Consider the following 26,034-nt stretch of genomic DNA (forward strand, 5'->3'; position numbering starts at 1 on the left):
TTATTATTTCTTTGTAAAAATTAGCACGAATACAACTTTTATTATTATTTTGTTTAACAATCTATTATAATATAATAAAGACTAAAAGGGCAGCTTATGTTATCAGAAAAATTATTAAATGAAAAAGTGCTTCGTGATCCTATTCACAACTTTGTTCATATCCAAGACCGCGTCATATTAGATCTCATTAATACCACAGAATTTCAGCGCTTACGACGTGTGCAACAACTTGGCATTACCGGTAGTGTTTTTCATGGCGCTGAACATTCACGGTTTGGTCATTCGGTTGGTGCTTATGAAATTGCAAGACGTATCACAGAACATTTTGAGCAATACTACGCTTCAAAAGAAGCTAGCGACGGTCTTTGGCAAGCAGATGAACGATTACTAACGTTATCTGCCGCCTTATTACATGACATTGGTCACGGTGCTTTTTCTCATACATTTGAACATTTATTTAACACTGATCACGAAGCTATGACACGCGCCATTATTACCGGCGACACAGAAATCAATCAAATACTATCACAAGTCTCACCTGATTTTCCAAATAAAGTGGCTAGTGTCATCGCCAAAACCTACCCCAATCCGCAAGTTGTCCAACTGATTTCTAGTCAATTAGACGTTGATCGCATGGATTACCTATTGCGCGATGCTTACTTCACTGGTACAAAATATGGCGAATTCGATATTGACCGCATATTGCGTACAATGAAGCCAACAGTAACTGGCATAGCGTTTGATATTGCTGGTATGCACGCGGTTGAAGATTACGTTGTCAGTCGTTACCAAATGTATTTACAAGTTTATTTCCATCCAGTTTCTCGCGGTATGGAAGTACTGTTAGAGCATTTATTGCACCGTGCGCGAGAACTCTACCTGAATGCGCATGACAGCGAACGTGATTTTGTTGGGCCACTACTACAGCCACTATTTAGTGGAGAATCTTTATCAGTAGCAGATTATCTGAAATTAGACGATCATGTCTTTATGACTTACATTAATATGTGGCGAAACCATCCAGATGCTATTTTGTCTGATCTTTCTCGTCGTTTCTTAGATCGTAAACCACTAAAATCAATCGTTATTGACGACAACACAGCCCCATTATTAGAGGACCTAGAAAAACTTGTTGCCTACGCTGGTTATAATCCTGCTTATTACACTGCCCGCAATGATGCGTATGATTTACCATATGATGACTATAAGCCCAATGTGGCAAAACCTCGTACCCAAATTGACTTTCTTCTTGGTGATGGGACGCATCGTGAACTATCTGAATTATCACCTCTAGTTGCCGCAATTAAAGGTCAAGTCTCTTTTGATAAGCGTTTCTTTTTTCCAAAAGATATGCTCAATATTGAACCTGATGAGCTATTCGCTGATACATTCAAAACTTTTAGGAGTTATATTCATAACAATGCCTTGACAACACCTAATCCGGAAAGTTAATCATCAATATCATTATAAAAACACATGAAATCATTCATGTGTTTTTATTTTGTGAGTGAGAGAAATACCTCAACCTTGCCATGATCTTCAACTTTTACAAAGCCTAAACTTGGGGCATTAACATTAAAATCTTTAAAAGTCACAGGTATGCTACTAGCCAATTGTACGCGTTGGTTGTGATAGCCTGTTTTAATCGGTATTGTCAGCATTTTTTTCACGCCATGTATCATCATCGTGCCAGTCACATTATAAGTGGCAGCCCCTTTATCCAATTTCACTGGCTGACTTAATACGAAAGTCGCATCCGGATATTTTGACGTTTCTAATGCTTTAGTTCGAAAATAGTCATCACGTTTTGAAGCATCAGTCTTAATATCAGCTACTTTTAAGTTAATTGTGGCAGATTCCAGTGTCTTATTCTTAACGACAATATTTCCCGATACTTTTTTCGTTCTACCAGTCACTGTGACATCTGTGCCATTTAATACTTCATTGACACGATAACCCGCATAGCTACCATCCCCAACATGCCATTCGCCAGCTAGATCAGCGACTTTTACTGTATCCTGATTATCAGAAATTTTACTTTCAGGTGATTTATCTGCCTTTTTAACAAAATAATCACGATAAATTTTTGGTCCAATAACTGCCCCAATACCGCCTATCACAACGACAATGATTATAACCACTAAAAGTTTATTTTTCATAGGCCACTCCTATTCATTTTTAGACCTGTTCTTCTCTTAATCATACTATATTATGACCAGACTGGCAGTTTTTTTGCTTACAAATAATCAGTGTTGTAGATAAAAAAGACGATTACTTTGCTTGTCAACAAAGCAATCGCCTTTCCTAAGGTTAAATATGTTATTTGTGTAGTGTTCCTAATTTTTTAAAGTCGGGAATAGTCAGCATAAATACTAAACTAATGACATACATTGCAGCTAAACTCATTAATACTGCAGATACGCTATAATGATCCATAATCCAACCAATGACAACAGATGAGAAAGCGCCAATAGCACGGCCTGATCCCATTAGAGTATTAGCAGCGGTCGCTCTAATTTCAGAGGGATAAAGCCGACTGATAACTGCCCCAAAACCACCATACATACCATTAGAGAAGAACCCAACAACTGCTCCCAAAATGGTTAATGTCCACATATTATAAGCAAATGTAAACGCGTAGATCATGAGTGCTGAAGCAATCAAAAAGATGGTAAACGCAATTCGAGGACCGATCTTATCTAAAATAGTCCCAAATGTTAGCATGCCAATAGCCATACCAATAATAATCGGAATCATGCCTAGGTTAACATAGCCTGCCGTCACGGTAGCTGTAATTCCCAGTTGCTTACGCATAATTGTTGGTAACCAATTCATCAAGCCATAGTAACCTGCTGTTTGAATGGTTAGCATGATAATAAGTACAAATGATGTGTAAGCACGTTTTGGTGTGTTAGCAATATAAGCAAAACTGAATTTCTTTTTTCCTGACTGATAATCAGATTTTAATTGCTCAAATTCTGGTGTTTCCTTCATATGCCGACGTACAATATAAACAACAATTAAAGGCAAGAAACCTATCATGAATAAGCCTCGCCATCCAAATGCTGGCATAATCATTGTCGCCAATATGGCGGCCAATATAGCTCCAACCTGACCACCTATGGCAGTAATAGAACTAATACGTCCGACTTTATTGGCTTTAAAACTTTCGGCAATTAATGCCATACTCACACCGTACTCACCGCCTGTTCCCATACCAAGTAGGAAACGTGAGGCATAGATTGTATGCGCATTATCTAAGAAAGCAAGTATGACAGTTGCAAATGTCACTAATATAATAGTATAAGATAGCACACGGACACGACCAATGCGATCAGCCAATATACCAAATAAAACACTACCAATAAGTGCGCCCCAGTTTGACATGGCAGCAATAATACCACCCTGTGCACCACTAATATGTAATTCAGCAATCATGGGTGCCAACGCAAATGATAAGAATGTTGCATCCATATGGTCGAGTGTAAATCCAAGCGTTGTTGATCCAAGCACTACTTTTTGATCTGGCGTCATTTTATTAGAGACTGCCTCATCGGCATTACTACTGAACTGACTGATAGACATTTAATTTTTCCTCCAAAATGGTTGTTCACTGGCAACCGTTATTTTGTCTGATAATCATTAAACCATAAAATCAAACGTTAAGCAATCAAACGTTTAACATAAATAATAACCAAAACCTAAAGACCAATCATCTGTAAAAGTATATTAATTCTCCATTAAAAAACAGACCGCTAGCAGTCTGTTTTTTAATTAAATATTGTCGCGAATAGCATCTATAACTTGTTTTTTCTCATTTTCAACTAACGTCACACGCGTTTCAATCACACGTCTATCCATTGTAATTTCACGTGTTAATGCTGGTTGCGATAACTTTGGTGTAAAGAAATTATTAAACTCATCAAGTCTTTCAGGTGTTTTCAATATATTAGCAATGACAGTAATAAACGAAGTAAACTCCATGTCACCACCAACCGTTGCCTCCAACCAAGACCATTCTTTTCTTATCCAGTCCCAAGCCAACTGTTCACCACGGGAATTATTTAATAGACCAGCAAACCAACCACGCAAATCTTGCGGCTTGATCACATCGGCATTTTTAAACTCCTTTATTATTTTTCTAATCATGTCGTGATCCTGTGTACTTGTCAGCGCTAAACGTAAATCTTGCTTATAACTGGCATCAGTTGCAGCCACATAATGAGACAAAAGTTGGTCAATCAACTGCGTCTTACCGTAGTTTGTTACTTCATTTAACAAAACAAAAGCCCTTGTGTCAGCCGTTAAAGCCATTAAATCTTCCTGATTAGCCATAAAAATTTCATGTGCTTGTGCAATGGCTACTTTATTATCTGCATACAATGCTGCTGACAATATATATGGTCGCGTTAACTGGTCAGCCACTGGTTCATTAGGTATAGTGGGAGCCCAGCCCAATCGTTCAAACTGGTCCTGACTTAGTTGATGATAAAGCTGCTTTAAATTTTTCTCCGCATCACTATCCGGTGCCACAAACTGCTTTAAACCACTAGCTAAACGATACAAAGCATTATTGACGATATCTGAACGACTATTGCCAAACTTTTTTAATAATGGCACAACTTTCGCATAAGACATTTGGTTTGCTTCCGATAACAATCGCCAATCCTGCAATAACTGTAACTGACTAATCGCGTCGAGCTGATTATCATACGCTAAAATGTCTTTTAATAATGTCTCATCGTAAGAAACAACAACGTGCGCGTTATTGCCAATATTTAAGCGGAAAGGCACACCTGCTGCTTGTCGTAATGACTGGTAGTCACCAACATTAATAGATGGTTCCGATAATAACGTTGGTATATCAGCATAATTGCTAGTTAAAGGGACTTGCCATAAGCGCGATTCCGATTGTCCATCCCCAATAAAGAACTGTTTTTGTGATAACTTTAGTTGTCCATCAATGACTTCAGCAGTGATGACAGGATAACCTGGTTGCTCCAGCCAAGAGCCCATAATGGCTGAAACATCTTGTCCCGAAGCCTCTCCTAAGGCTCGCCAAAGGTCTGCCCCCGTTGCATTACCATACTGATGTGCAGCAAAGTATGCCTTCAATCCCTGCCGTAATGCTTCATCGCCAATTAACGCACGCACCATGACCAACATACGCGCGCCTTTAGCATAAACTATGGCCGGATCAAATAACGCATCAATTTCATCTGGATGATTAACCTGAACATGAACAGGTTGTACTCCGTCTGTCGCATCACGCCTTAAAGCCGCTGGCACGTCAGATGATTGGAAAGTTTCCCAAATATGCCAGTCAGGTGCCAGAGCATCAATCGCAACATATTCCATCATATTAGCAAAACTTTCATTTAGCCATAAATCGTCCCACCATTTCATAGTTACCAGATCACCAAACCACTGGTGTGCCAATTCATGCGCTATAACAGTTGCTACGACTTGTTTCGTAGGTAAAGCTGTATTATCAGGATCAAGTAACAAATAGGCCTCACGATAGGTGACTAAACCCCAGTTTTCCATGGCGCCTGCAGAAAAATCAGGCAAAGCTAATTGATTCGACTGAGGCAATGGATATGGCGTATGATAAAACGTCTCAAAAAACTCAATTGATCGTTTCGCAATATCAAGCGCAAAATTGAGATTTTTAACCGGATGTGCTTTTGTAGCATACACACCTACTTTAACGCCACTTGCTGTTGTTGTTTCTAAATGCTGTAATTCACCAAATGCAAAAGCGACAAGATAAGTTGACATGCGAACGGTTGTATCAAAATAATGAACCCCGTTATCAACCCGTTTCTCCGGCATGTTAGCCAAAACTGTTTCACCAGGCTGCTCATCAAATTTTAGTGCTAAGTCGAATGTGGCTTTTGCCTCGGGTTCATCAATACTTGGAAACGCCTGACGAGCAAAATTGGTCTCAAATTGCGTCCCAATAATCTGCTGTTTACGCCCATTGATGTCATAATATGATGGATAAATACCCATCATAGTATCTGTTAGTGTCGCATGATAAATAATATCAATCTTTACGGTCCCTGTTTTTGGTAAAACAAGATGTAGGGCGTCCTGCGCAGAGTCAATTTTATAGGTGATTGTTTGACCATCTACCTTCACTGCTGTAATGACTAAATTCTTTTGATGAAGTGCTATTTCCGGCACTGTGGCATTGCCCAAGATAGTTGTTTGCCCATTAAACTGTTTATTCTGTCGATCAATGTCTAGATAAATATCATAATGTTGCGGTTGGAAATTATTGTAAAATCGTGTGAATTCTGCCATGTTTTCTCCTAGTTTTTGTTAGAATAATTTTATTATACACTTTTCCCCATTGACAAACGAGTAAGCAAATCTTCGAAATAATTTTCGAAATTACTAGGATATCATCAATTTACTATCGTTTTTTTGTTATAATACGTCATAGTTATTATTAATATTATTGTCACAGAGAAGGACCCCATGAGCGCACTTTATACGTTATCATTACTGGTTATTGGTGTAATCGGTACAAATATTATTAAACAATTCATACCTAAAATACCAGAAGCTTTTATTTTGATTGTTGTCGGCGTGCTACTATCTTTTACGCGTATATTTAATCACTTCGAACTCGAACCAGAGTTTTTCATGCTTGCTGTCATCGCCCCACTAATGTTTTTAGATGGTCAACAACAATCTTTCAAAAAAATCAGACAGCGCTTCAGTATTATTCTGTTGTTATCTGTTGTGTTGGCCGTCGCTTCAGCTGCAGCAGTCGGTGTATTAGCGAATTGGCTTGAATCGAGCTGGTCATTGCCATTAGCTATTGCTTTAGCTGCCATTGTGGTGCCTACTGATGCAGTAGCTGTCAAATCACTTACTTCTGACACCCAAATGCCTGAGGGCGTGAATGAGGCATTGGAACTTGAGTCTTTGTTTAATGATGCCACCGGTTTAGTGATGTTAGATTTAGCACTCTCTGTCTTACAAAAAGGTGCTTTTTCATTGACTACTGGGTTAATGCACTTTTTATTTGTCGCTATTGGCGGTGTTATAATTGGTATTTTAAGTGGCTTTATACTAGTTTGGTTGCGTAGTAGTATCGCTTTTAGAATGGCGCAACCGGAAACAACAATTATTCCAATTAGTTTGCTCACACCTTTCGCCGTTTATTTCATGGCAGAAACATGGCATACATCTGGTATTTTAGCAGTCGTGGCCACAGGAATTGTACACAATTGGGAATCAAGCAAGCTAAAATTAACTTCCACCAATGTTCAATTAACCCAGACAACAGTTTGGCAAACATTTTCAAACATATTAAACAGCATCGTTTTCTTGATTCTTGGTATTTCTCTACCAACTGTGTTTCACGAAATCGCTAGAATTGGCCTCAATGTCACCATACAACTCATTGGTTTAGCAAGTTTAATTTATCTCACGATGTTCATTGTTCGCTTTATTTGGGCAAGATATGAAGACAATAAAAGTTCCGAACACTTTTTTGGTCCCCGACATGCCCCACAACATAATTTTTATTCTCGTGTCTTTGCCATCAGTGGTGTGCATGGTACAGTGACGCTCGCTATGGCTTTCTCCTTACCTACACATATTGGCCACCAACCGTTTCCCTACCGCGAGCAATTAATTATTGTCGCAACAGCAGTCATTCTAATTAGTATGATTATTAGTGCTATTGCCCTCCCACTTATGTTACCAGCACAAGTGACTAGTTACACACCTGATGAGTTGAATCAAACACGAAATGATATGGTTGATTTTGCAACGTTACAAATGCGACGGATCATTTCAGATCATGACCAGCGTGAAATTGTAACCGCGCAGCTTCAGTCACAAAAAGGCTGGCATCAAATAACAGACCGTGAAACTATCAAAAATAATTATCAGTCGCTATTAACTGATACCCAAAACTTTATTTCTGATTACCTTCATAGTGACCAGGTGACCACTCATTATCAAGTAGAAGTTATCAATGCTTACCAAAAAATTATCACACGTTTTGATGCTAACCATCAACGACTATCATTGGGTCGTATGCACCTGCTAAAAAGAATCACACATCGTCTGGCCAAGTCTTTAAAACATACTACGTGGCATCTTGGCCATCGGCAGTTTACTAAAAAACAAAAGCAATTGGCACGCCAAAAATGGTTAACGCAACACGCTGATAAACAACAACAATGGGCAGATATGAAAAGTGGTCTATTAGCTCTCAATGACGAAGTCATTAATGCAGTAGATCATTATTTAGATGATGTATTAGCTAATAACATTGCCAATAATCATACCGAAAATCAGCATATCGATTTTGTGCGACGTGATTTAGATCGCTATTTCACACTCATTCGACGCGACTACAGCAAAAACACGCCTGTGATTGCTAGCACAGTTTATATTGAAGCTTTTCAAGCAGAGTATAATTTTATTCAAGACCAAGTTAAACAAGGCAAGATTCCGGCTACTATGGCTAGTCTGCTCTATACCGAGATTAACCAAGCTCAAACCCTCCAGCTGCAACAAGCCGAGCAACTAGAAGGGCTTGGCGACCAATAAAAAGCACCCCAACTTTTTGTCGGAGTGCTTTTTATATATGCTGATGATTACTGAGACTTCATTTATACTACATGTTTACTTAATCTAGCCAGGCTTTTACTTCGCTTGTCAACTTTGTCGCCGCATCAGTCCCATGTAACCAAATCAAACCAGGAATTTGATGCCTGAGATAAGTCAACTGGCGTTTCGCGTAGCGTCTAGAATCCTGCTGCACGGCTAACAGCGCTTGCTCTCGTGTAACTTCACCCCGAATATAAGGAAAAAATTCTTTATAGCCAATGGCTTTCCCCGCTTGAATTGATTCACCACCGACTGACATGATATGCTCAACTTCAGATAGCAAACCATCATCCAACATTTTTTGAGCACGACGATTAATACGTTCATATAAAATCTCTCGTGGCCAATCGATTCCGACAATCAAAGCATCGTAAGTTGGCCGCGAAATATCTTCTTGCCGCTTACCATGCCTCGCAATTTGTATCGCTCGAATCACACGTTGTTTATTATTTAAATCGACACGTGATGCTAGTATCGTATCAGCTGCTTTAAGCATTGTCACCAATGCTGGTAATGACTTTTGTTTTAACAATGCCACTTCTGCTTCATCACTCGCAACAAAATCTAGTGGTTGCTGACCAAGTAATGCTTTAACGTAAAATCCTGTGCCACCAGCAATAACTGGTAATTTACCGCGCTTGGCAATATCATTAATCACTTGGTCAGCACGTGTGACAAATTCAGCCACTGAAAATTTATCGGTCATATCGACAATGTCAATCAAATGGTGTGGCACAAGTTCTCGTTCTGCTTTAGTAACTTTAGCAGTACCAATATCTAAACCACGATAAATCTGCATGGCATCAGCCGAGACAATTTCACCATTAAAGCGCTGCGCCACACTAATCGCTAAATCACTTTTCCCAGAAGCTGTCGGTCCTGCGATGACAACAATTTTAGTCATTTTTGTCTCCTTGAATTTCTTCACGTAATCTTGTTGCCAATGCCAATTGATTAGTAATAATACCCTGTAGACCAGCGCGATAAACCCGGCGCATATCTTTTTCCTTATCGACAGTCCAAGCCCTTAAATGCCAGTTAGGTCGCCAAAAAACTGTTGGTTTCTGTTTTAATATACGGATATCGGCATGTATGTAATCAAATACTCCCCGCCACTTTAACCAATAAACTTTTGGTGTTGGCCAGTAGACTAATGCTGCAATTTCTGCATGCTCATCTAAGCGACGTATTATTTTGAGTGTTTCAAGGTTGAAACTTTGGTAAATAATGCGATACTCAGGCTGAAAACTGGCTATCATATCTAAAATTTCTTTTTCAATCCCTGAATAGTTGATATGGTCTGTTTTAATTTCTAGTAACAATGTTTTATCAAATTGTTGATCACGCAAAAAACACAATAATTCTGCCAAAGTGGGCACTTTGACATCATTCATTTTAGGCATTTTATACTCACCGGCATTTAATTGCTTAATCTCTGACAACGTGAGGTCCTTTACCAAACCAGTGCCATCCGTTGTGCGGTCGACTTTTTCGTCATGAATAATGACTAAATGACCATCTTTGGTACGATGAACATCTGTTTCAAGCATATCGGGATGATAAGCAAGCGCAGCTTCAAAAGCTGGTATTGTATTTTCTGGTGCAACAACGCGATAACCTCGGTGTGCAATAATTTGTGTCTGTCTTGTCATAATTTAATTATACTAAACTCATTTACAAATATAACAAAATAGTTGATAATAGACTTTAGAAAAACTTAAGAAAAGAGTGCAAATTATGAAGTCATTTAAATCAGGCGTTATCGTTGGTATTATTGGTTCAGCTCTTGTTGCAGCAGCTTCCGCAATCAGTTATCGTCAAACAGTAATTAAGCCTGCGCAAAAAGCTGAAGAACATCATGACGAAGTATCAAAACAAGCTATTCGTCGTAGTATTGCTGCACATCAATCTCGTTTTTAATTTTTCATCATTCAAAACCTTTCCAAGCTCATTTTTGGAAAGGTTTTTTAGTCTCATCTTGAGTCATGTAAGCTGTAAAGTTACCAACATCCCCCAAACGCTGCATAGAAGCAATCAGTGTTTTGGCGACCTGTTCTGGCATAACCGGTTCATCACTAGCCAACCATGTTTCTAATAATTGCCACAAACCACCAAAAGAAAAAGCTGTGACAAAATTAATTTCTTGTGGGGTTCCCTCAATATGCCAAGGGGCACTGTACTTTGTGTACAGTTTACCCGAGTGACTGCTCAAACGTGTGGAAATTACATGAAACATACCCCTATCAATTAATATTTTTACCACCTGCCGATCTTGCCACCAAAAATTCAGAAATAAGTTAACAATGTCTTCAAAACTCATTTGTCGGCCATTTTGTGCATTTAATTGACTCACATAGCGTTGCACACATTGATCTGAATAATAATCCAACAGGTCGTACTTATCCTTATACAAACGATAAAAAGTGCGTCTGGAAACGCCTGCTTTATCAGCAATAGCTGTAACGGATATCGTTTGAAATGTTTGATTTTTTAGTAATTCAAACAAGGCTTCTAATAGCCATTGTTTAGACTGTAAAGCTAGTTTTTGATGTCCATCCATTTTGTTCTACTCCTTGTCACGATTCATTCTTCAATGTGCCACTTCAATTAATTGACTAGTAATTTATTATTATCAATTTTATACTTTGTTTAGAGATGTCGCACGTGAGACACTTTAAGTTTAACAAAGTTAAGGAGCATTGCAAATGAACAAACTTAAATATGTATTACCAATTTTATTGGTAGGTAATATTTTATGTATGATGGATGTCTCGATTATGACTATCGTTATTCCAGAAATACAAACAGCCTTTAGCGTCAGTCTATCTGATCTTTCTTGGACTGTAAACGTCTATACGATTGTCTTTGCGGCACTAATTATCCCTTTTGGCCGCTTAGCTGAGCGCTGGGGACAACATCGTATCGTGTTTCTTGGTCTGATGACCTTTGGTTTCGGATCGCTGATGACTGGTCTAGCACCAAATTTGGCCTTTATGCTTGTTGCACGTGGGATTCAAAGTATTGGCGCAGCAATCATCATTCCAACAAGTATGGTTATCGCTCTAGACTTGAGCAATGCAGATAACCGCAATAAAGTTGTGGCTGCATTGGCTGGGTCTCAAGGTCTAGCAGTTGCGCTTGGCCCAGCAGTGGGCGGTTTTGTGGCACAATATCTGGATTGGCGATGGGTTTTTTATATTAACTTACCATTTATTATCGTATTACTAGTTATCTATCCTTTCGTACTAAATATTCGCCGCGAAACACGACGTGCTGTAAAAATTGATTGGCTCGGTGCCAGCCTTAGCTGTATTTTCTTGACAACACTGTCACTTGGTTTGATTAAAGCAAACGATTGGGGCTGGACTTCATTAACCATTGTGACGATGTTTATTGCTTCCGGCTTAACTTTTATTTTATTTATTGTACAAGAGCTTCACACACCATCACCAATGATTAATTTATCTCTCTTCAAAAACAGGAACTTTACAGCGTCAGGCATTGCCCTATTACTCTCAAATTATTTGCTTGGTGGTATGGTCATTCTAATACCAACTTTATTAACCAAAGTTCAAGGTGAAACGGAGCTGAATGCCGCGCTATTAATCACACCTTATTCTGTTTCAGTGATGCTAACGGTCATTATGACATCTTTACTAATCAAAAGAATCAATCAAAAAATACTAATTGGTTTGGGTTTTATCATTATTGCTGGTAGTTATTTATTAATTGCGCATTTAAATTTATCACAGGGCTATCACCGTCTCATTATTGCAGACATTTTACTGGGTATTGGCTATGGTTTAGTTGCTGCGACAGCTAACATTCTGGTGGCTTCTGATTTTCATGGGCGTGCCTTGACTGATTCACAGAGTGTGGCAAATATTTTACGCCAAGTTGGTTTTATCATTGCCATTGCCCTATTTACTTCAGTTTTATCCACCAACATCAACACTGCAAAACAAAACACTATCACCTATGCACATCAGCAGATTCAAACACTAGATATTCAGCAGGCACTTAAAAACAAAATGCTTACTAAAGTTGACCAAAAATTAAGTCCTAATGATTCACAAAGTAATCGTGCAAACAACAACACTATGTCTATATCTGTTGACACAACTAAAATTAAGCACCAAGCACTAGATACAGCTTATCAAAAGCAGTTACAATTAGCCGCTACACAGTTGCATACAAACATCGATAATATACCTGAACCTGTTAAAAATATCATTTACCAAAAAGTATCAAATGTTGCACTGCCTCGTATTGAACAAGACATCCAGCAGACAAAAAACCAGCTTAATACAACGATTAGTCACATTAAAGACCACTTCATTATTGAATCAAGACAAGCATTTATGTCTGTTTATCAGGTCATGATTATTGTCCCAATCTTATCGTTATTGCTATTGTTTGTATTTAAAAAAATGCAGCCTAAACGTTAACCATGACGTCACTAAAAAAGAGACCCTCAACAGGTGGTCTCTTTTTTTTAACGTAATAAGTAGCCGCCATCAACAGGAATCGTTGCGCCAATGACATAATTAGAAGCTGAACTAGCGAGATAGACTATCGTCCCCATTAGTTCCGACGGTTGTGCCCAGTGTTCAGCTGGAATATGATTAAGAATCTCTGTATTGCGTGTTTCATCTGCCTGCAAAGCTTTCGTCATATCTGTGTCGATATAACCTGGTGCTAACGCATTGACCTGTATGCCATAAGGCGCCAGCGCGTCTGCATAAGCTTTGGTTAAACCAACGACAGCATGTTTGCTAGCTGCATAGGGATAAATATATTTTCCAGCTCGAAACGATTGCATGGAGCCAATGTTGATAATTTTCCCAGATTTTTGTGTAATCATCACTTTAGCGGCTTCATGTGACAAATAATACAGTGCATTAAGATTAATATCAATCACTTTTTGCCAATCTTCATCCCGATAACTCACGATATCGTTGCGAATTTGAACACCTGCATTATTAATCAAAATGTCTAACGATTCAAAATGCTTTTTAAATTCAGTAATGACATTAATAGCGGCTTGTTCAGCAGTTAAATCTTGTGTCATAAACACAACTTGTCTCCCATGTTGTGCTGCAAAATGCCGGAGTTCCTGCCAACCTTTTTCGGAACGGCTAACCACAAAAACATCGGCGCCAGCACCAATCAAAGCCTGCGCATAGTATTGACCAAGTCCTGATGCCCCACCTGTGACAATCGCAGCTCGACCTGTTAAATCAAATAATTCAGGAATCGTTGTCATTTCAAGCCTCCATGATGCTTACTGATTATTATTTATTTTCTCTATTTTATGCCTACCACCAAAAATTGTCAAAAATATCATGATAGTGCATGATTATTAATCAAAGTAACTAACTCACGTGGCTTATCGACGCCTAGTACCAAACGCATATATTTTTCATCTTTAAGTTGAATAACAACTGGTAAGCTCGTGTGTTTAATGTTAAAAAAGGTCATTTCATCATTTTTTCGAAACGTACCTGCCCAGTAACCGGGTATGGCTGTTCCCGGCATTCTGAATCCCTTACTTTCATTGATTATGCCAGTATCGATTGAAGCACCAACAACGTGCGTCAATGGTATCGCAATACGCTCTTTAAGTGCTGCAATTTTAGTTAATCCGACTGGTTCAATCACTAATTGCTCATTTTGTATATTAACTACGTTTTCCATTGTCGTTATCCCCCGATAAAATATGACTATGCTTCAACAACTGTTGTCCTAATTGCGTTGCTATATTAGGACTATTCTGTTTGGCGTACCACTGACTGACGATTTCATTCACAGCTTGGCTATTTGACGTTAATTCTAGCATTGCCACAAGCAATAAACGCCATGTGACATCATCTAATGGTTGCTTCTTCAAATTTGCTTTTAAACACGCCATAAACATGCCCTGTTTACTACCAAATTCACTATAAAGGCTGCCACGTAATAATCCTGTCGCTGTGACTAAATCATCTAAAGATGTTCCTTCAAAACCACGCTGCACAAACAATGTACTCATTTGTGCAACGACAATATGTTGATCAAAACTTTTTTTTCTACCCATGCCCTTAGTATAGTTTTATTTGACTGATTGGTCAAGTAAAATAATAATTAATTTAATATCCCCTTGATTTTTTTATTAATAGCGTTGTATACTGAAGTTAGTTTAGAATGATTATAATTTAAAAGGAGGAAAATCATTATGACTAACTTTATTGACCAAGAAATCGCAGACTTTTCTGTCAACGCCTATCACGACGGTGATGTCACACAAGTTACTAAGCAAGATACCCTAGGAAAATGGGGCGTGTATTTCTTTTATCCCGCTGACTTTTCATTTGTTTGCCCGACAGAGTTAGGTGACTTAGCTGACCATTATGCTGATTTCCAAAAGGCTAATGCTGAAATTTATTCGGTTTCGGAAGATAGCGAATTTGTTCATAAAGCCTGGGCCGAAGCAACAGATACCATCGCTAAAGTAAAATATCCAATGCTTGCTGATCCCGCTGGCAAATTAGCACGTTTCTTCAATGTCTTAGATGAAGACGCCGGTTTAGCATTCCGAGCTGTCTTTATCGTGAATCCTGAAGGGAAAATTCAGTCTTATACAATCAATAATATGGGTATTGGTCGTAATGCCGAAGAAATTCTCCGTACACTAGAAGCCGCACAATTTGTGGCTGAACACGGCGATCGTGTTTGCCCAGCAAATTGGCATCCAGGCGAAGACACCATTGCTCCTAGCTTAGATCTAGTTGGTAAAATTTAAGAGGCTTAAATTCATGACAAAACCCCACATTTATGACACTTTGATTATTGGTGGTGGTCCAGCCGGACTTTCTGCTGGTATTTATGCTGGCCGTGCCACGATGGACACATTGATTATCGAAGGCAACCAAATCGGTGGACAAGTTACAACTACATCAAGTGTCGCCAATTATCCGGCGGTAGATACCATTGAGGGTACTCAATTGGTGAATAACATGAAGCAGCAAGCCGATGCGTTTGGTGTTAATTTTGTATCCGATACCATTACATCAGTTGACTTTAGTCAACCAGCAGTTAAAACCGTTTCAGGCAAGCAAAATACTTATCAAGCTCGCAGCGTTATTATCGCAACCGGCGCCCAACCTCATCAAGTTGGTTTTACAGGTGAAAAAGAATTTCGTGGCCGTGGTGTTGCCTATTGTTCAACTTGTGATGGCGAATTATTTAGCGGTTTGGAAGTTTTTGTCATCGGTGGTGGTTACGCGGCAGCTGAGGAAGCTGAATATTTAACACGTTTTGCTAGACATGTGACTGTTGTGATGCGCTCCGATGATTTTACTTGTCCGCCACTAACAGCCGATCGCGCGCGACTTAATGACAATATTACGGTTTGGCCAAACACTGAAGTGCAATCTGTTTCGGGTAAAGATTATTTAACTGAAGCTGTCTTTGTTAATAATCAAACACATGAAAAGAAAGTCTATCATGTTGCTCAAGGTGACAACACTTTTGGCATGTTTATTTATGTTGGGACCGACCCGCAAACTGATTTATTCACAGAAAAGTTAACACTGGATGATGATAAATACATTATCGCTGACAACAAATGTCAAACTAATATTTCCGGTGTCTTTGCTGCTGGCGATGTGATTGCTAAGCCACTACGTCAGATTGTCACTGCGGCGGCTGATGGTGCAAATGCTGCAACAAGTGCCGAAGTTTATGTCACAAATCTTAAGAAAGCATTGCATATTCCTATTCAACGCACACAGATTACAAAAAAACACCAGCAACCTGACAATATGCGACAACAATCGCAACTGGGAGATGAACCACATACTGCAACCCAACATCAAGGACAATGGTTCGATCAAAATTTAATCAAGCAACTCCAACCTATTTTTGACCAACTATCCAAAACAGTCATTCTGTCTCAAATCACAGATAATAGTGATAAAAGTCATGAATTATCGTCATTTTTAACCGAATTAGCTGCATTAAGTCAACATTTAACGTTGCGTATCACCGAAGCAAAAGCCGCCGACATGCCATTATTACCACATTTTACGTTGCTCAATGAAAATAATGCGGCAACAGGTATTGCATTTAGTGGTATTCCCACTGGTCATGAATTAAACTCGTTAGTACTTGCGCTATACAACGTTGCTGGCCCAGGACAAAAACTTGATACGCAGCTTCAATCACGTATCAAGGCTTTACCAGCAACTGATATTAAAATTGGTGTGTCGCTAACCTGTCATTTTTGTCCAGATGTTGTTGCTGCCTGTCAGCACATCGCAGCTCTTAATCCACATGTCTCAGCTGAAATGATTGACTTACAGCTTTTCCCTGACATTAGAAATTCGCATCACATTATGAGTGTGCCAGCGATGATGATTGATAATCAACCAGATATTATTTTTGGCAGTCAAACGATGTCAGATATCGTGACAGCAATTGAAAATGTAAATGCATAAATAAAAAAACGCCACACAACTCAGGTGGCGTTTTTTATTGAGATTATTTTCTGTATAAAATTGCTAACAATTTGATTAAAGGTGTCTGGTGCTTCAATATGTGGTATATGACCGGCATCTTTGATAATAACATATTCGCCTTTAGTAGCTAATTGGCTTGTCACCACTGCATGTTGGGCTGGCCACAGAGGCGATTTATCACCCGCAATAAAGAGATGCGGGACTTTTTCACGCGCAACGACATCACGCCAATCTTGCAATAGGCTATTAAATAATAATGGTGCATTATATTGAAAATCAAATGGCTTATAATGCAGACTAATTTGACGTTTCATTTGTTCTGATAGCTTAATATTGGTTAATTTCGTACCAGGAAGCTTGCTCATTGCTTCAGTGACATGCTCAAAATCGGCTTGAAATAAACCAAATTGCCAGTCTTTTTGCTTAACCATGACCGGAACTTGATCTTCTGTAATGATGCCCAAAACGTTATCATCTCCATATAATGACAAGTAGGCCCAAATCGTGCTAGCCCCCATTGAATGCCCTAATAATATAGGCTTTTTTAGCTTAAGGTTTGCAATTAATTCAGCTAAATCTTGCCCATGACGTGATAATCGCATCCCATAGCCAACATTGTCACTATCACCATGATTACGTCTATCATAGGTAATCACTTGTAACCCGTTTGCAACAAGCTGATCAATCTGTCCAGACCACGTCGCCTGATTACCTGAATAACCGGCAACTAATATGATTGGTTGTCCAAAACCATAGATATGATAGTCTAACATCACATAATCATTTGTTGTCAGTTTTGCCATGTTACTCCTTTTAAGTTCAGAAAATCTGTTAAATATGAATTGGTAAACCATCCGCTAATTCAGCTGTATCCATGATGGCTTCGCCTAATGTTGGATGTGGATGAATTGTGAGTGAAATATCATTGGTGGTCAAACCATTTTCAATCGCCAGTGATAACTCTGATATCAAATCAGAAGCACTGGGACCAACGATTTGCGCACCTAACAAGCCATGTGTTGCTGTATCACTAATTAGTCGAATAAATCCGGTTGTCTCATCCATCGAGATAGCACGCCCATTAGCGGCAAATGGGAATTTAGCAATCTTAACATCTAGTTGCTTTGCCTTAGCAGACTCTGGCGTTTCGCCAGTTGTCGCCAACTCAAACTGTGTATACGCCACGGCAGGCAGAGAATAGTGCAAGTCATGTGCTTGAGCTTCACCAGCGATCGCAGCAGCAGCTATTTTACCCTGAAAGCTCGCCTTATGTGCTAGCTGAGGGCCAATTGTTACATCCCCGATTGCATAGATATGTGACACATTTGTTTGCATGGTATCCGCAATTTCAATTAAACCTCGGTCACTTAGCTTGATATCCGTATTATTTAAACCTAATCCATCTGTATTAGCCCGACGACCAACAGCAACTAGCAAATAATCGCCAGTTATCGTATGTTCTTCCCCATCTACTTCATAAGTCAAACTAACATCTTGGTCAGTTTGTTGTGCTGATTTTGCCATGGCAGATGTCACGATATGACCACCATGTTGTTCAAAATCGGCTAATACTGGTTTCGTCATTTCCGCATCAAAACCATTGAGCGTATGATCTAATCCTTCAACAATTGTGACTTCGGTACCTAAGTTAGCGTAAGCACCACCAAGTTCTGACCCAATGACCCCGCCACCGACAATAATTAATTTTTTGGGAATATTTTCCAAACTCAAAGCCCCAGTTGAATCAATAATTCGGCCACCAAAAGGCATAGTAGGGATTTCAATTGGTCGCGAACCTGTTGCTATAATGGCGTTGTTAAATTGTAGCAATTCATGGCCGTCCTCTTGCACCACATTCAATGTTTCATTATCGTTAAATGTCGCTTCACCTTTAATGATTTCAACGTGATGCTTCTTTAATAACATACTGACACCACTCGTTAAAGTATTGACAACTTTATTTTGTTTCCAATCTTGTACTTTTTGCCAATCTAATGTAGCACCATCGATATGCAAACCAAATGGTGTTTCTGCCAATGCATTACGATAATGATGTCCAACATTAATCAATGCCTTTGATGGAATACACCCAATATTTAGGCAGACGCCACCAATATTTTCACGTTCGATAATCGTGACATGCTGTCCCAATTCCGCTGCACGAATCGCTGCGACATAACCACCAGGTCCTGAACCGATTATTACTGTATCAATTTCACGTGCTTGTGCACCAACAACCATTATTAAACCTCCATTAGCATATAAGCCGGATCAGACAATAATTGCTTCAAATAATTCAAGGCACTTTGTCCTAACATGCCATCAATTAATCGATGATCATATGTCAAAGACAACTTCATATTTTGTCCAACAACAACTTCGCCATCATCGTTGATGATTGGTTCCTTCACAATTGAGCCCAATCCCAAAATCATGACTTCTTTACCGTTAATAATTGGTGTAAACCATTCACCACGAGCAGAACCGATATTAGAAATCGTCATTGTGCCACCCTGCATTTGTTGCGGCTTAATACTACCATCACGAACAGCCTCGGCTAATGCTGCTATTTCTCGTGCGATTACCAAAATTGACTTGCGATCTGCATGTGCAATGACTGGTACGAATAGGCCAGATGGGGCATTGACCGCTATGCCCATATTGACATCATCATGATAGACGATTTCTTGTGTGGCCATATCCAAACTAGCATTTAATTCAGGGAATTTCTTGGCCGTTGCTGCCAGCGCTTTAACGACATAAGCAAGGTAGGTCAAGCGAATGCCCTCTTCAGATGCCTGTAGTTTGAATTGACGACGATGCGCCACTAATTTGCTAACTTCAACTTGGTCAAAATTAGTTACCGCTGGGATATCCGTATGTTGCGTGCTCATTGCTTTCGCAATTGCCTTTCGGATTGGCGTCATCGGCTGACGGCCTTCTCGCAAAGGCTCAGGGATATCGATGGCGTTGTGTTTTGCTGGCTCTTGTTTAGGCTGTGGCGCAACTGGATTAGCAGCAGGTTGAATAGTTGCTGTACCTGCTCCCGCTGCTGCTTCATTAGGATTAAACTTTTCAACATCCGCCAACGTCACATGACCATGACGACCTGTCGCAGGTACTTGCGTGAGATCAATCCCCTTTTCAAAGGCTAGATGACGTACTGATGGCATAGCTAAGACATGCCCATTAGCTGTTTGAACCGTTGATGATTCAACGTCAACTGAGGTCACTGTAGGTGTATCTGCTACTGTCTGTTGACTCTCAGTAGCAGAATCTGTGTTTGTTGTTGCTGCACCGGCTTGTGGTGAGGCAGACGCACCACTACCATCCCCATCAAATTCAATTAAATCATCGCCTACAGATACCGTTGTGCCAGCATCCACAAATATTTTAGTGACCTTTCCGCCGTAGGGTGATAAAATTTCTTGAATTAATTTATCATTCTGAACTTCGGCAACAGGGTCGTCCATTGCAACCTCGTCACCCACTTTAACCAACCATGAGGTAATATCTCCCTCAGCCATGCCTTCACCAATATCTGGCATTTTGAAAATCTCAGTCATAATTAACAACCTCCATTACTTTAGCAACCACATCATCAGCTTTAATCATCCAGTCATTTTCAGCTTGACCAAACGGATAAACTGAATCCGGTGCTGCCACGCGCCCAATTGGTGCCTTTAAATTAAGAATAAAGCGTTCCGAAATTTCGCTCATGACGTTAGCCCCAATCCCTGCCATACGTTGCGCTTCTTGTACAACAACAACACGTCCGGTTTTTGCGGCTGTGGCGCCAATACTTTCGATATCTAATGGGGAAACTGTCCGCAAGTCCAAAACCTCAGCAGAGATATTTGACTTCGCCAATGTTTCGGCTGCTTTAAGCGCAACAGGGACACCACCGCCATAAGAAATAATTGATACATCACTACCTTCTCGTGCAACAGATGCCTTATCTAGGGGTGTTGTATAATAACCTTCTGGCACTTCCCCCTTCAATGAACGATATAAATGCAAATTTTCTAAAAAGACAACAGGATCATTGGATTCTATGGCGCTTAATAATAGGCCTTTTGCATCAGCTGGATTAGCTGGCATGACAACACGAATACCGGGAATTTGCGACACCATGCCTTCCAAATTATCCGCATGCATTTCCGGTGTTTTCGTGCCACCACCATAAGGCGCACGTACCACAATTGGCATTTGACGTGTCCCATTAAAGCGGAATCTATTCCTTGCCATTTGTCCAGCAATTGAATCCATGACTTCGAAAACAAAACCAAAGAACTGGATCTCCATGACTGGTCGATAATTTTGTGTAGTCAAACCGATTGCTAAACCACCAATACCAGATTCCGCCAGAGGCGTATTAAATACACGATCTTCGCCATACTTTGCTTGCAGTCCATCTGTTGCACGGAAGACACCACCGTTTTTACCAACGTCCTCACCAAAAATCAACACATCATTATCTTTTTCAAGCGCTAAATCCATCGCTTCTCGTACTGCATCGATATAACTTTTAGTAGCCATGTTACTTTCCCTCGCTTTCGAAACGCTTAATCTGTTCTGACATCGCATAACTTGGGACTTCAAGCGTATTTTTGACGAAATCAGAGATTTTTTGCTTTGGTACATTATCAGCAATCTTAATCTGTTCATCGATCAGAGTATTCACTTCAGCAATATAAGCATCTTCTTTTTCCTGATCCCAGATACCTTTAGTTGTAATATATTTTCTCATGCGTATTAATGGCTCTTTTTGCCACCAAGCATCGATATCATCTTGCGTACGATAGCGTAATGGATCATCACCGGCAGTTGAATGTGGTTCCAAACGATCTGTGATTGCTTCAATCAGAACTGGTCCTTTGCCACTCGTAGCCCAAGTACGAGCCTCTTTTGCAGCTAGATACATCGCAATAGGATCGTTGCCATCAACAACCAAACTTGGTATCCCAGCAGCCCAACCTTTTGCAGCTAGATGCTTCGCAGCTGTTTGTAACCGTCGTGGTGTTGAAATCGCATAACCATTATTCTGCACGAAGAACACAGCATTGGCTTGATAAGCACCAGCAAAATTAATGCCTTCATAGAAATCACCTTGCGATGTACCACCATCACCAGTGTAGGCGTACACAACAGCATCTTTTTGTCTCTTCTTTAAACCAAGTGCAATACCGGCAGCTTCAACGTATTGTGCACCAATGATAATTTGTGGCATCCAAGAATTTACTGGCTTATCATCAGCCGTAGTGAAGACATTTCCTAGTACGTGTCCTCGCGACCATAGAATAGCTTTCCAAATTGGCCAACCCTTAACAATAATTTGTGGAATATCACGATATCCTGGCATTAGCCAATCGTCATCGTTAAATGCATATGAGGAAGCCATTTGTGATGCCTCTTGTCCAGCTGTTGGCGCAAAAAAGCCAAATCTACCTTGCTTAGCTAATTTAGTTGAGCGAATATCCAATTGGCGGCTTAATAGCATACGCTTCATGATATTAATTAAATCATCATCATCTAACTCAGCACGCTTTACTGCAGTTTCATCAACAATGGCCCCATCAGCAGCCAGCACACTTAACATTGGAAATGTATCGTCTTGTGCCGCAATCTGATTGTCAAAATCCAATGCTTTCTTATTTGTGTCTACAATATCAACCATGAACCTTTACCTCATCTTTCTGAAAAAAAGTTGTCAATAACTCGTCTTGTGTAATGCTACCAAAATATTGGCCATCCGCATTTCGCGCAAGTACCTCGCGAATAGCATCGCGTGTAAAGGGAATACCTATAAACTGTGCTTTAATTTCACGCCAATCTCTAACGCCCAAAAAATCACCCGTGAAGTTAATATCCGTTATTTTACCAGCCACAGCATCAATATGAACATCAATGCTCCCACCAGTATATTTTGCATGATTATTATACATAAATTCTGGGCTCTTACCATAATTCCAATCCCATGTTGCAAATTGGTTATCACGTAATGCTAGTATGGCTGATTTTTGTTCCTGACTTAATTTGTATTCTTGATCTTTTCCCTGATTGGATAAGTAGTATGTCAATTGTGAAATAAATTGATCAATGGTTAAGTCAGTTGGCGCGTAATCTTTAATATTACCTACACGCGCACGTACAGATTTAGCAGCTTTAGAAATAAATTTCTCATCAGCAACATTCAATGCACGAACCATGGCGTCAACATCTGTATCCCATAGCAGTGTCCCATGATGCATCAAGTAGCCACCTGCATATCTTTGCGCATTGCCCGATACTTTTTTACCTGCAATTTCCAAGTCATTTCTACCAGACAAACTGACACGAATACCTAACGACTCTAATGCATCAGCCATCGGTTTGACAAACTGATGAAAATCGACCTTAGCACTGCTCGCCACTGGCACAAAAAAAGTAAAACAAATATTTCCTAAATCATGATAAACAGCCCCGCCACCAGATACACGACGCACAACTTGAATATCATGTGCTTTGACATAATCTTCATTCACTTCGGAAAAAGTATTTTGATTTTCACCAACAATGATTGCGCGTTTATTTTGCCATAAAGCAAAAATTGGTTCGTTAAGCTTTAAATTTCTTAAAAGCCATGCATCCATCGCAATATTTGTATAAGCGTCTTGATTAAAATAATTAATATACCGCATTGCTTTACCTTCCTATTGTAAGCGCTTCCATACTACACCTTTAATTATACGCTTGTTTACTGAAAATTGAATACCCTTTTCATGATTCGTTTATTGATCTAGCAAAAGAGCTGATAATGTTATCGTCATAACATTATCAGCCCTATAAAAATTATTTTGTTTTTTTACCATTATATTGCGCAAAACCGCCACGCAAAAGAAAGATGTTATGCCTATCATAACCCTGCTTCTTCAATGACTTACTAGCACGAATAACATCACGTAGCCGCTCACCATATAAGAAAATATCGCGATCTTTACGTAAACCAGACTTGCCCTGTGTGAAATTCATCGCTGGCATATTACGGGCACCCATGATATGTGAGCGCTTATAAGACGCAGACTCTCGAACATCAACAATCTGGCCAGATTCTTCAGATATTTTATCAGCAAATTCTGCTGACTTTAACAATACACCAGTTGATTTTGCAGTCATAATAACCCACAACCAAGTTCCCAATGTCATTAATAACCATAAAACGATTAACATTAGAATCGTCACTACTAAATTCATGTTCTACCTCTTCCAACTTACATCAATTGTTTTATTATATCAAAAATTAACACGGTTAGCTTTAAAAAATACGATTAATTTCTTCCAGTGCATTGTCTTGAAATACTATTTCAGCGTGTTCTCGCAATACATCCATATCCTGATTACTTTCTTCAGCGAATTCAATCACTTGCGCTTTGTGGTCTGCCAGCATATCACTCGTCAAATCATCATTGCGGAATCTTAACGTTAAATAAAAGATTTTGTCGTAACGATATAAGTCTGATTCAACGGTAACACCACGCAGTAGCTGAGATATTGTAATTATTGTTTCAAAATTGGGCAACTTCAGAGTTAAAATATTACTTACTGGTTCTGTTTGCTTATCTGCGATCATTGGATGAGCCTCACCATCATCAGATTGTTGCAACTGAGAGCGTCGCTCTTCAGAAACATCATCAACACTATCTTGCTTGTTTTTAGCATAAGACATTAAATTATTTATCACATCGCCAACCTGCTCATCTTCATTTAAACGAGAAATAAATAATTCAAGACCATTTTTGTTTGGTAGTATTTGGAAAGTCACCTGATCATCGTCACTAAAATCATGATCAACATCTACTTCAGATAAAATACTATAAAAAAACGATTCTATCTTATCATGATTACCCAATAATTCCATGATTGAAATACCACGTTCTTTTAAATCGTTGTTTTCAATCATGACACGAATGGTATTATCATTAATGCGTTCCATCTCCATTATGGTCACCACCTTTCATCACTATTTTAGTCATACACAAAGTCAAAAGTAAAGAAAAAAGACTGACTGTTCAGCCTTCTTCAACTATTAAATCTTTGGCCTTTTCATTAAAATCAGCCTTAAAAGTCGCTCGAATCAATTCTCTTTGGCGTACTTCGCGTGGCAAGAAGCGACGAATGTCATCATCATTATAACCAACTTGCATACGTCGCTCATCAATAATGATTGGCCGCTTTAATAACGAAGGATGCGTCACAATCAAATCAATTAATGTATTGATAGAAATATTATCTAAATCAAGGTTAAGTTGAGAAAATATTTTGGAACGCTTAGAGATAAGTTCTTCTGTTCCGTCTTCTGTCAGACGAAGCATTGCCTTGATTTCTGCAACACTTAAAGGCGTTTTATTTAAATTACGTTCAACATAGGGAATATCATGATTTTCTAACCACTGTTTTGCTTTACGGCATGAGGTACAACTTGGTGACGCGTATAATGTAACCATAGCATGCTGCCCTCCTTACTTCGAAGTAAGTAAAATATATAATTGTAAACAAATTACCATACTCAATTATAACAAATACGAATAAAAAAGTATATAAACGCATAAAAAAAGCACTCTTCTCAGAGCACTCCCTATGTACGGCACCGCATCTTCCTATCCTCGCAGCCAGCGATCCGGCAACTACTTTCGGCGTGATAGAGCTTAACTTCTGTGTTCGGAATGGGAACAGGTGTGTCCTCTATGCTATCAATACGACACCTTTGAGTTATTCACTCAAAACTAAATAGTATCAAATTCTTTCTCTTCATTAAACCACTCATATTACGTTTTGAACTTCCGTTCTTGACTTTGGTTAAGTCCTCGACCGATTAGTACTAGTCCGCTACATGCCTCACAGCACTTCCACTTCTAGC

The 26,034-nt window shown here is 39.3% G+C and carries 24 protein-coding genes and 2 rRNA genes (1 of these 26 running past the window's edge); 6 read left to right on the plus strand and 20 right to left on the minus strand.

Going from position 1 to position 26,034, the window contains the following annotated elements; all coding sequences use genetic code 11:
* Nucleotides 1–96: 96 nt before the first annotated feature.
* Nucleotides 97–1,452 carry an HD domain-containing protein gene (locus tag FAZ25_RS00765; RefSeq protein ID WP_004903199.1) on the plus strand — a complete coding sequence of 452 codons (1,356 nt, stop codon included), beginning with the start codon at nucleotides 97–99 and terminating at the stop codon, nucleotides 1,450–1,452.
* Between the two features lie 44 nt (nucleotides 1,453–1,496).
* On the opposite strand, the gene FAZ25_RS00770 is transcribed toward FAZ25_RS00765, so the two are convergent.
* The 3 genes from FAZ25_RS00770 to FAZ25_RS00780 all read right to left on the minus strand — a co-directional run bounded on the left by FAZ25_RS00770 (nucleotide 1,497) and on the right by FAZ25_RS00780 (nucleotide 6,309).
* Nucleotides 1,497–2,159 carry a YceI family protein gene (locus tag FAZ25_RS00770; RefSeq protein WP_004905748.1) on the minus strand — a complete coding sequence of 221 codons (663 nt, stop codon included), beginning with the start codon at nucleotides 2,157–2,159 and terminating at the stop codon, nucleotides 1,497–1,499.
* Between the two features lie 160 nt (nucleotides 2,160–2,319).
* The gene (locus FAZ25_RS00775; protein WP_004909090.1) at nucleotides 2,320–3,585 is read right to left on the minus strand and encodes an MFS transporter; all 1,266 of its coding nucleotides are present in this window, start codon (nucleotides 3,583–3,585) and stop codon (nucleotides 2,320–2,322) included.
* Between the two features lie 189 nt (nucleotides 3,586–3,774).
* Nucleotides 3,775–6,309 carry a M1 family metallopeptidase gene (locus FAZ25_RS00780; RefSeq protein ID WP_004903204.1) on the minus strand — a complete coding sequence of 845 codons (2,535 nt, stop codon included), beginning with the start codon at nucleotides 6,307–6,309 and terminating at the stop codon, nucleotides 3,775–3,777.
* A 177-nt stretch (nucleotides 6,310–6,486) separates the two neighbouring features.
* On the opposite strand from FAZ25_RS00780, the gene FAZ25_RS00785 reads away from it, so the two are divergent.
* Nucleotides 6,487–8,580, plus strand: coding sequence for a sodium:proton antiporter (locus tag FAZ25_RS00785; protein ID WP_048801581.1), 2,094 nt, complete (start codon nucleotides 6,487–6,489; stop codon nucleotides 8,578–8,580).
* Between the two features lie 79 nt (nucleotides 8,581–8,659).
* Here FAZ25_RS00785 and miaA read toward each other — a convergent pair whose 3' ends face one another.
* Together miaA and FAZ25_RS00795 are read right to left on the minus strand one after the other, a co-directional pair.
* Complete coding sequence (gene miaA, locus FAZ25_RS00790) at nucleotides 8,660–9,544, minus strand: tRNA (adenosine(37)-N6)-dimethylallyltransferase MiaA (protein ID WP_048801582.1); 885 nt, start codon at nucleotides 9,542–9,544, stop codon at nucleotides 8,660–8,662.
* Nucleotides 9,537–10,292 (minus strand): glycerophosphodiester phosphodiesterase family protein, encoded by a 756-nt coding sequence (locus FAZ25_RS00795; RefSeq protein ID WP_048801583.1) that lies wholly within the window; start codon nucleotides 10,290–10,292, stop codon nucleotides 9,537–9,539. The genes miaA and FAZ25_RS00795 overlap by 8 nt, the downstream gene beginning before the upstream one ends.
* An 85-nt stretch (nucleotides 10,293–10,377) precedes the next feature.
* Between FAZ25_RS00795 and FAZ25_RS00800 the strand changes: the two genes are divergently transcribed.
* Nucleotides 10,378–10,560: a DUF3042 family protein gene (locus tag FAZ25_RS00800; RefSeq protein ID WP_004903213.1), complete on the plus strand. Its 183-nt coding sequence runs from the start codon at nucleotides 10,378–10,380 to the stop codon at nucleotides 10,558–10,560.
* A gap of 28 nt (nucleotides 10,561–10,588) precedes the next feature.
* Here FAZ25_RS00800 and FAZ25_RS00805 read toward each other — a convergent pair whose 3' ends face one another.
* On the minus strand, nucleotides 10,589–11,200 hold the full coding sequence (locus FAZ25_RS00805; RefSeq protein ID WP_004903216.1) for a TetR/AcrR family transcriptional regulator: 612 nt from the start codon (nucleotides 11,198–11,200) through the stop codon (nucleotides 10,589–10,591).
* A gap of 145 nt (nucleotides 11,201–11,345) precedes the next feature.
* Between FAZ25_RS00805 and FAZ25_RS00810 the strand changes: the two genes are divergently transcribed.
* A complete protein-coding gene (locus FAZ25_RS00810) occupies nucleotides 11,346–13,088 on the plus strand; it encodes an MFS transporter (protein ID WP_048801584.1) in 1,743 nt (580 codons plus the stop codon).
* Between the two features lie 47 nt (nucleotides 13,089–13,135).
* On the opposite strand, the gene FAZ25_RS00815 is transcribed toward FAZ25_RS00810, so the two are convergent.
* The 3 genes from FAZ25_RS00815 to FAZ25_RS00825 form a co-directional block, all read right to left on the minus strand.
* Nucleotides 13,136–13,906 carry an SDR family oxidoreductase gene (locus tag FAZ25_RS00815; protein ID WP_040176646.1) on the minus strand — a complete coding sequence of 257 codons (771 nt, stop codon included), beginning with the start codon at nucleotides 13,904–13,906 and terminating at the stop codon, nucleotides 13,136–13,138.
* Nucleotides 13,907–13,983: 77 nt separating this feature from the next.
* Nucleotides 13,984–14,337, minus strand: coding sequence for a hypothetical protein (locus tag FAZ25_RS00820; protein ID WP_192269724.1), 354 nt, complete (start codon nucleotides 14,335–14,337; stop codon nucleotides 13,984–13,986).
* Complete coding sequence (locus FAZ25_RS00825; RefSeq protein WP_040189923.1) at nucleotides 14,321–14,716, minus strand: TetR/AcrR family transcriptional regulator; 396 nt, start codon at nucleotides 14,714–14,716, stop codon at nucleotides 14,321–14,323. The genes FAZ25_RS00820 and FAZ25_RS00825 overlap by 17 nt, the downstream gene beginning before the upstream one ends.
* A gap of 138 nt (nucleotides 14,717–14,854) precedes the next feature.
* Between FAZ25_RS00825 and FAZ25_RS00830 the strand changes: the two genes are divergently transcribed.
* Nucleotides 14,855–15,421, plus strand: a complete 567-nt coding sequence (locus tag FAZ25_RS00830) for a redoxin domain-containing protein (protein WP_004903225.1) — start codon at nucleotides 14,855–14,857, stop codon at nucleotides 15,419–15,421.
* Between the two features lie 13 nt (nucleotides 15,422–15,434).
* Entirely contained in the window at nucleotides 15,435–17,117 is a 1,683-nt protein-coding gene (locus FAZ25_RS00835) for an FAD-dependent oxidoreductase (protein WP_048801585.1), read from the plus strand.
* Between the two features lie 20 nt (nucleotides 17,118–17,137).
* Here the strand turns inward: FAZ25_RS00835 and FAZ25_RS00840 are convergent, their stop codons facing one another.
* The 11 genes from FAZ25_RS00840 to FAZ25_RS00890 form a co-directional block, all read right to left on the minus strand.
* Nucleotides 17,138–17,941 (minus strand): alpha/beta fold hydrolase, encoded by an 804-nt coding sequence (locus FAZ25_RS00840; RefSeq protein ID WP_004909111.1) that lies wholly within the window; start codon nucleotides 17,939–17,941, stop codon nucleotides 17,138–17,140.
* A gap of 28 nt (nucleotides 17,942–17,969) precedes the next feature.
* The gene (gene lpdA / locus FAZ25_RS00845; protein ID WP_040189920.1) at nucleotides 17,970–19,379 is read right to left on the minus strand and encodes a dihydrolipoyl dehydrogenase; all 1,410 of its coding nucleotides are present in this window, start codon (nucleotides 19,377–19,379) and stop codon (nucleotides 17,970–17,972) included.
* Between the two features lie 2 nt (nucleotides 19,380–19,381).
* A complete protein-coding gene (locus tag FAZ25_RS00850; RefSeq protein ID WP_040189917.1) occupies nucleotides 19,382–20,704 on the minus strand; it encodes a dihydrolipoamide acetyltransferase family protein in 1,323 nt (440 codons plus the stop codon).
* Nucleotides 20,697–21,677 (minus strand): alpha-ketoacid dehydrogenase subunit beta, encoded by a 981-nt coding sequence (locus tag FAZ25_RS00855; RefSeq protein WP_040189916.1) that lies wholly within the window; start codon nucleotides 21,675–21,677, stop codon nucleotides 20,697–20,699. Before FAZ25_RS00855 ends, FAZ25_RS00850 begins: the two co-directional genes overlap by 8 nt.
* Nucleotide 21,678: 1 nt before the next feature.
* Nucleotides 21,679–22,815 carry a thiamine pyrophosphate-dependent dehydrogenase E1 component subunit alpha gene (locus tag FAZ25_RS00860; RefSeq protein ID WP_004903237.1) on the minus strand — a complete coding sequence of 379 codons (1,137 nt, stop codon included), beginning with the start codon at nucleotides 22,813–22,815 and terminating at the stop codon, nucleotides 21,679–21,681.
* Nucleotides 22,808–23,818: a lipoate--protein ligase gene (locus tag FAZ25_RS00865; protein WP_004905777.1), complete on the minus strand. Its 1,011-nt coding sequence runs from the start codon at nucleotides 23,816–23,818 to the stop codon at nucleotides 22,808–22,810. The genes FAZ25_RS00860 and FAZ25_RS00865 overlap by 8 nt, the downstream gene beginning before the upstream one ends.
* Before the next feature lie 151 nt (nucleotides 23,819–23,969).
* Nucleotides 23,970–24,371 (minus strand): rhodanese-like domain-containing protein, encoded by a 402-nt coding sequence (locus FAZ25_RS00870; protein ID WP_004903241.1) that lies wholly within the window; start codon nucleotides 24,369–24,371, stop codon nucleotides 23,970–23,972.
* Nucleotides 24,372–24,432: 61 nt separating this feature from the next.
* Nucleotides 24,433–25,116: an adaptor protein MecA gene (locus tag FAZ25_RS00875; RefSeq protein WP_004903243.1), complete on the minus strand. Its 684-nt coding sequence runs from the start codon at nucleotides 25,114–25,116 to the stop codon at nucleotides 24,433–24,435.
* Between the two features lie 70 nt (nucleotides 25,117–25,186).
* Nucleotides 25,187–25,621 (minus strand): transcriptional regulator Spx, encoded by a 435-nt coding sequence (gene spx, locus FAZ25_RS00880; RefSeq protein ID WP_004903245.1) that lies wholly within the window; start codon nucleotides 25,619–25,621, stop codon nucleotides 25,187–25,189.
* Between the two features lie 140 nt (nucleotides 25,622–25,761).
* Nucleotides 25,762–25,878 (minus strand): 5S ribosomal RNA (gene rrf / locus FAZ25_RS00885).
* A 91-nt stretch (nucleotides 25,879–25,969) separates the two neighbouring features.
* Nucleotides 25,970–26,034, minus strand: a 23S ribosomal RNA gene (locus tag FAZ25_RS00890) (it continues 2,847 nt past the right edge of the window).

It is taken from the genome of Leuconostoc sp. LN180020 (genome assembly GCF_014844115.1).
Taxonomy (GTDB): Bacteria; Bacillota; Bacilli; order Lactobacillales; family Lactobacillaceae; genus Leuconostoc; species Leuconostoc citreum.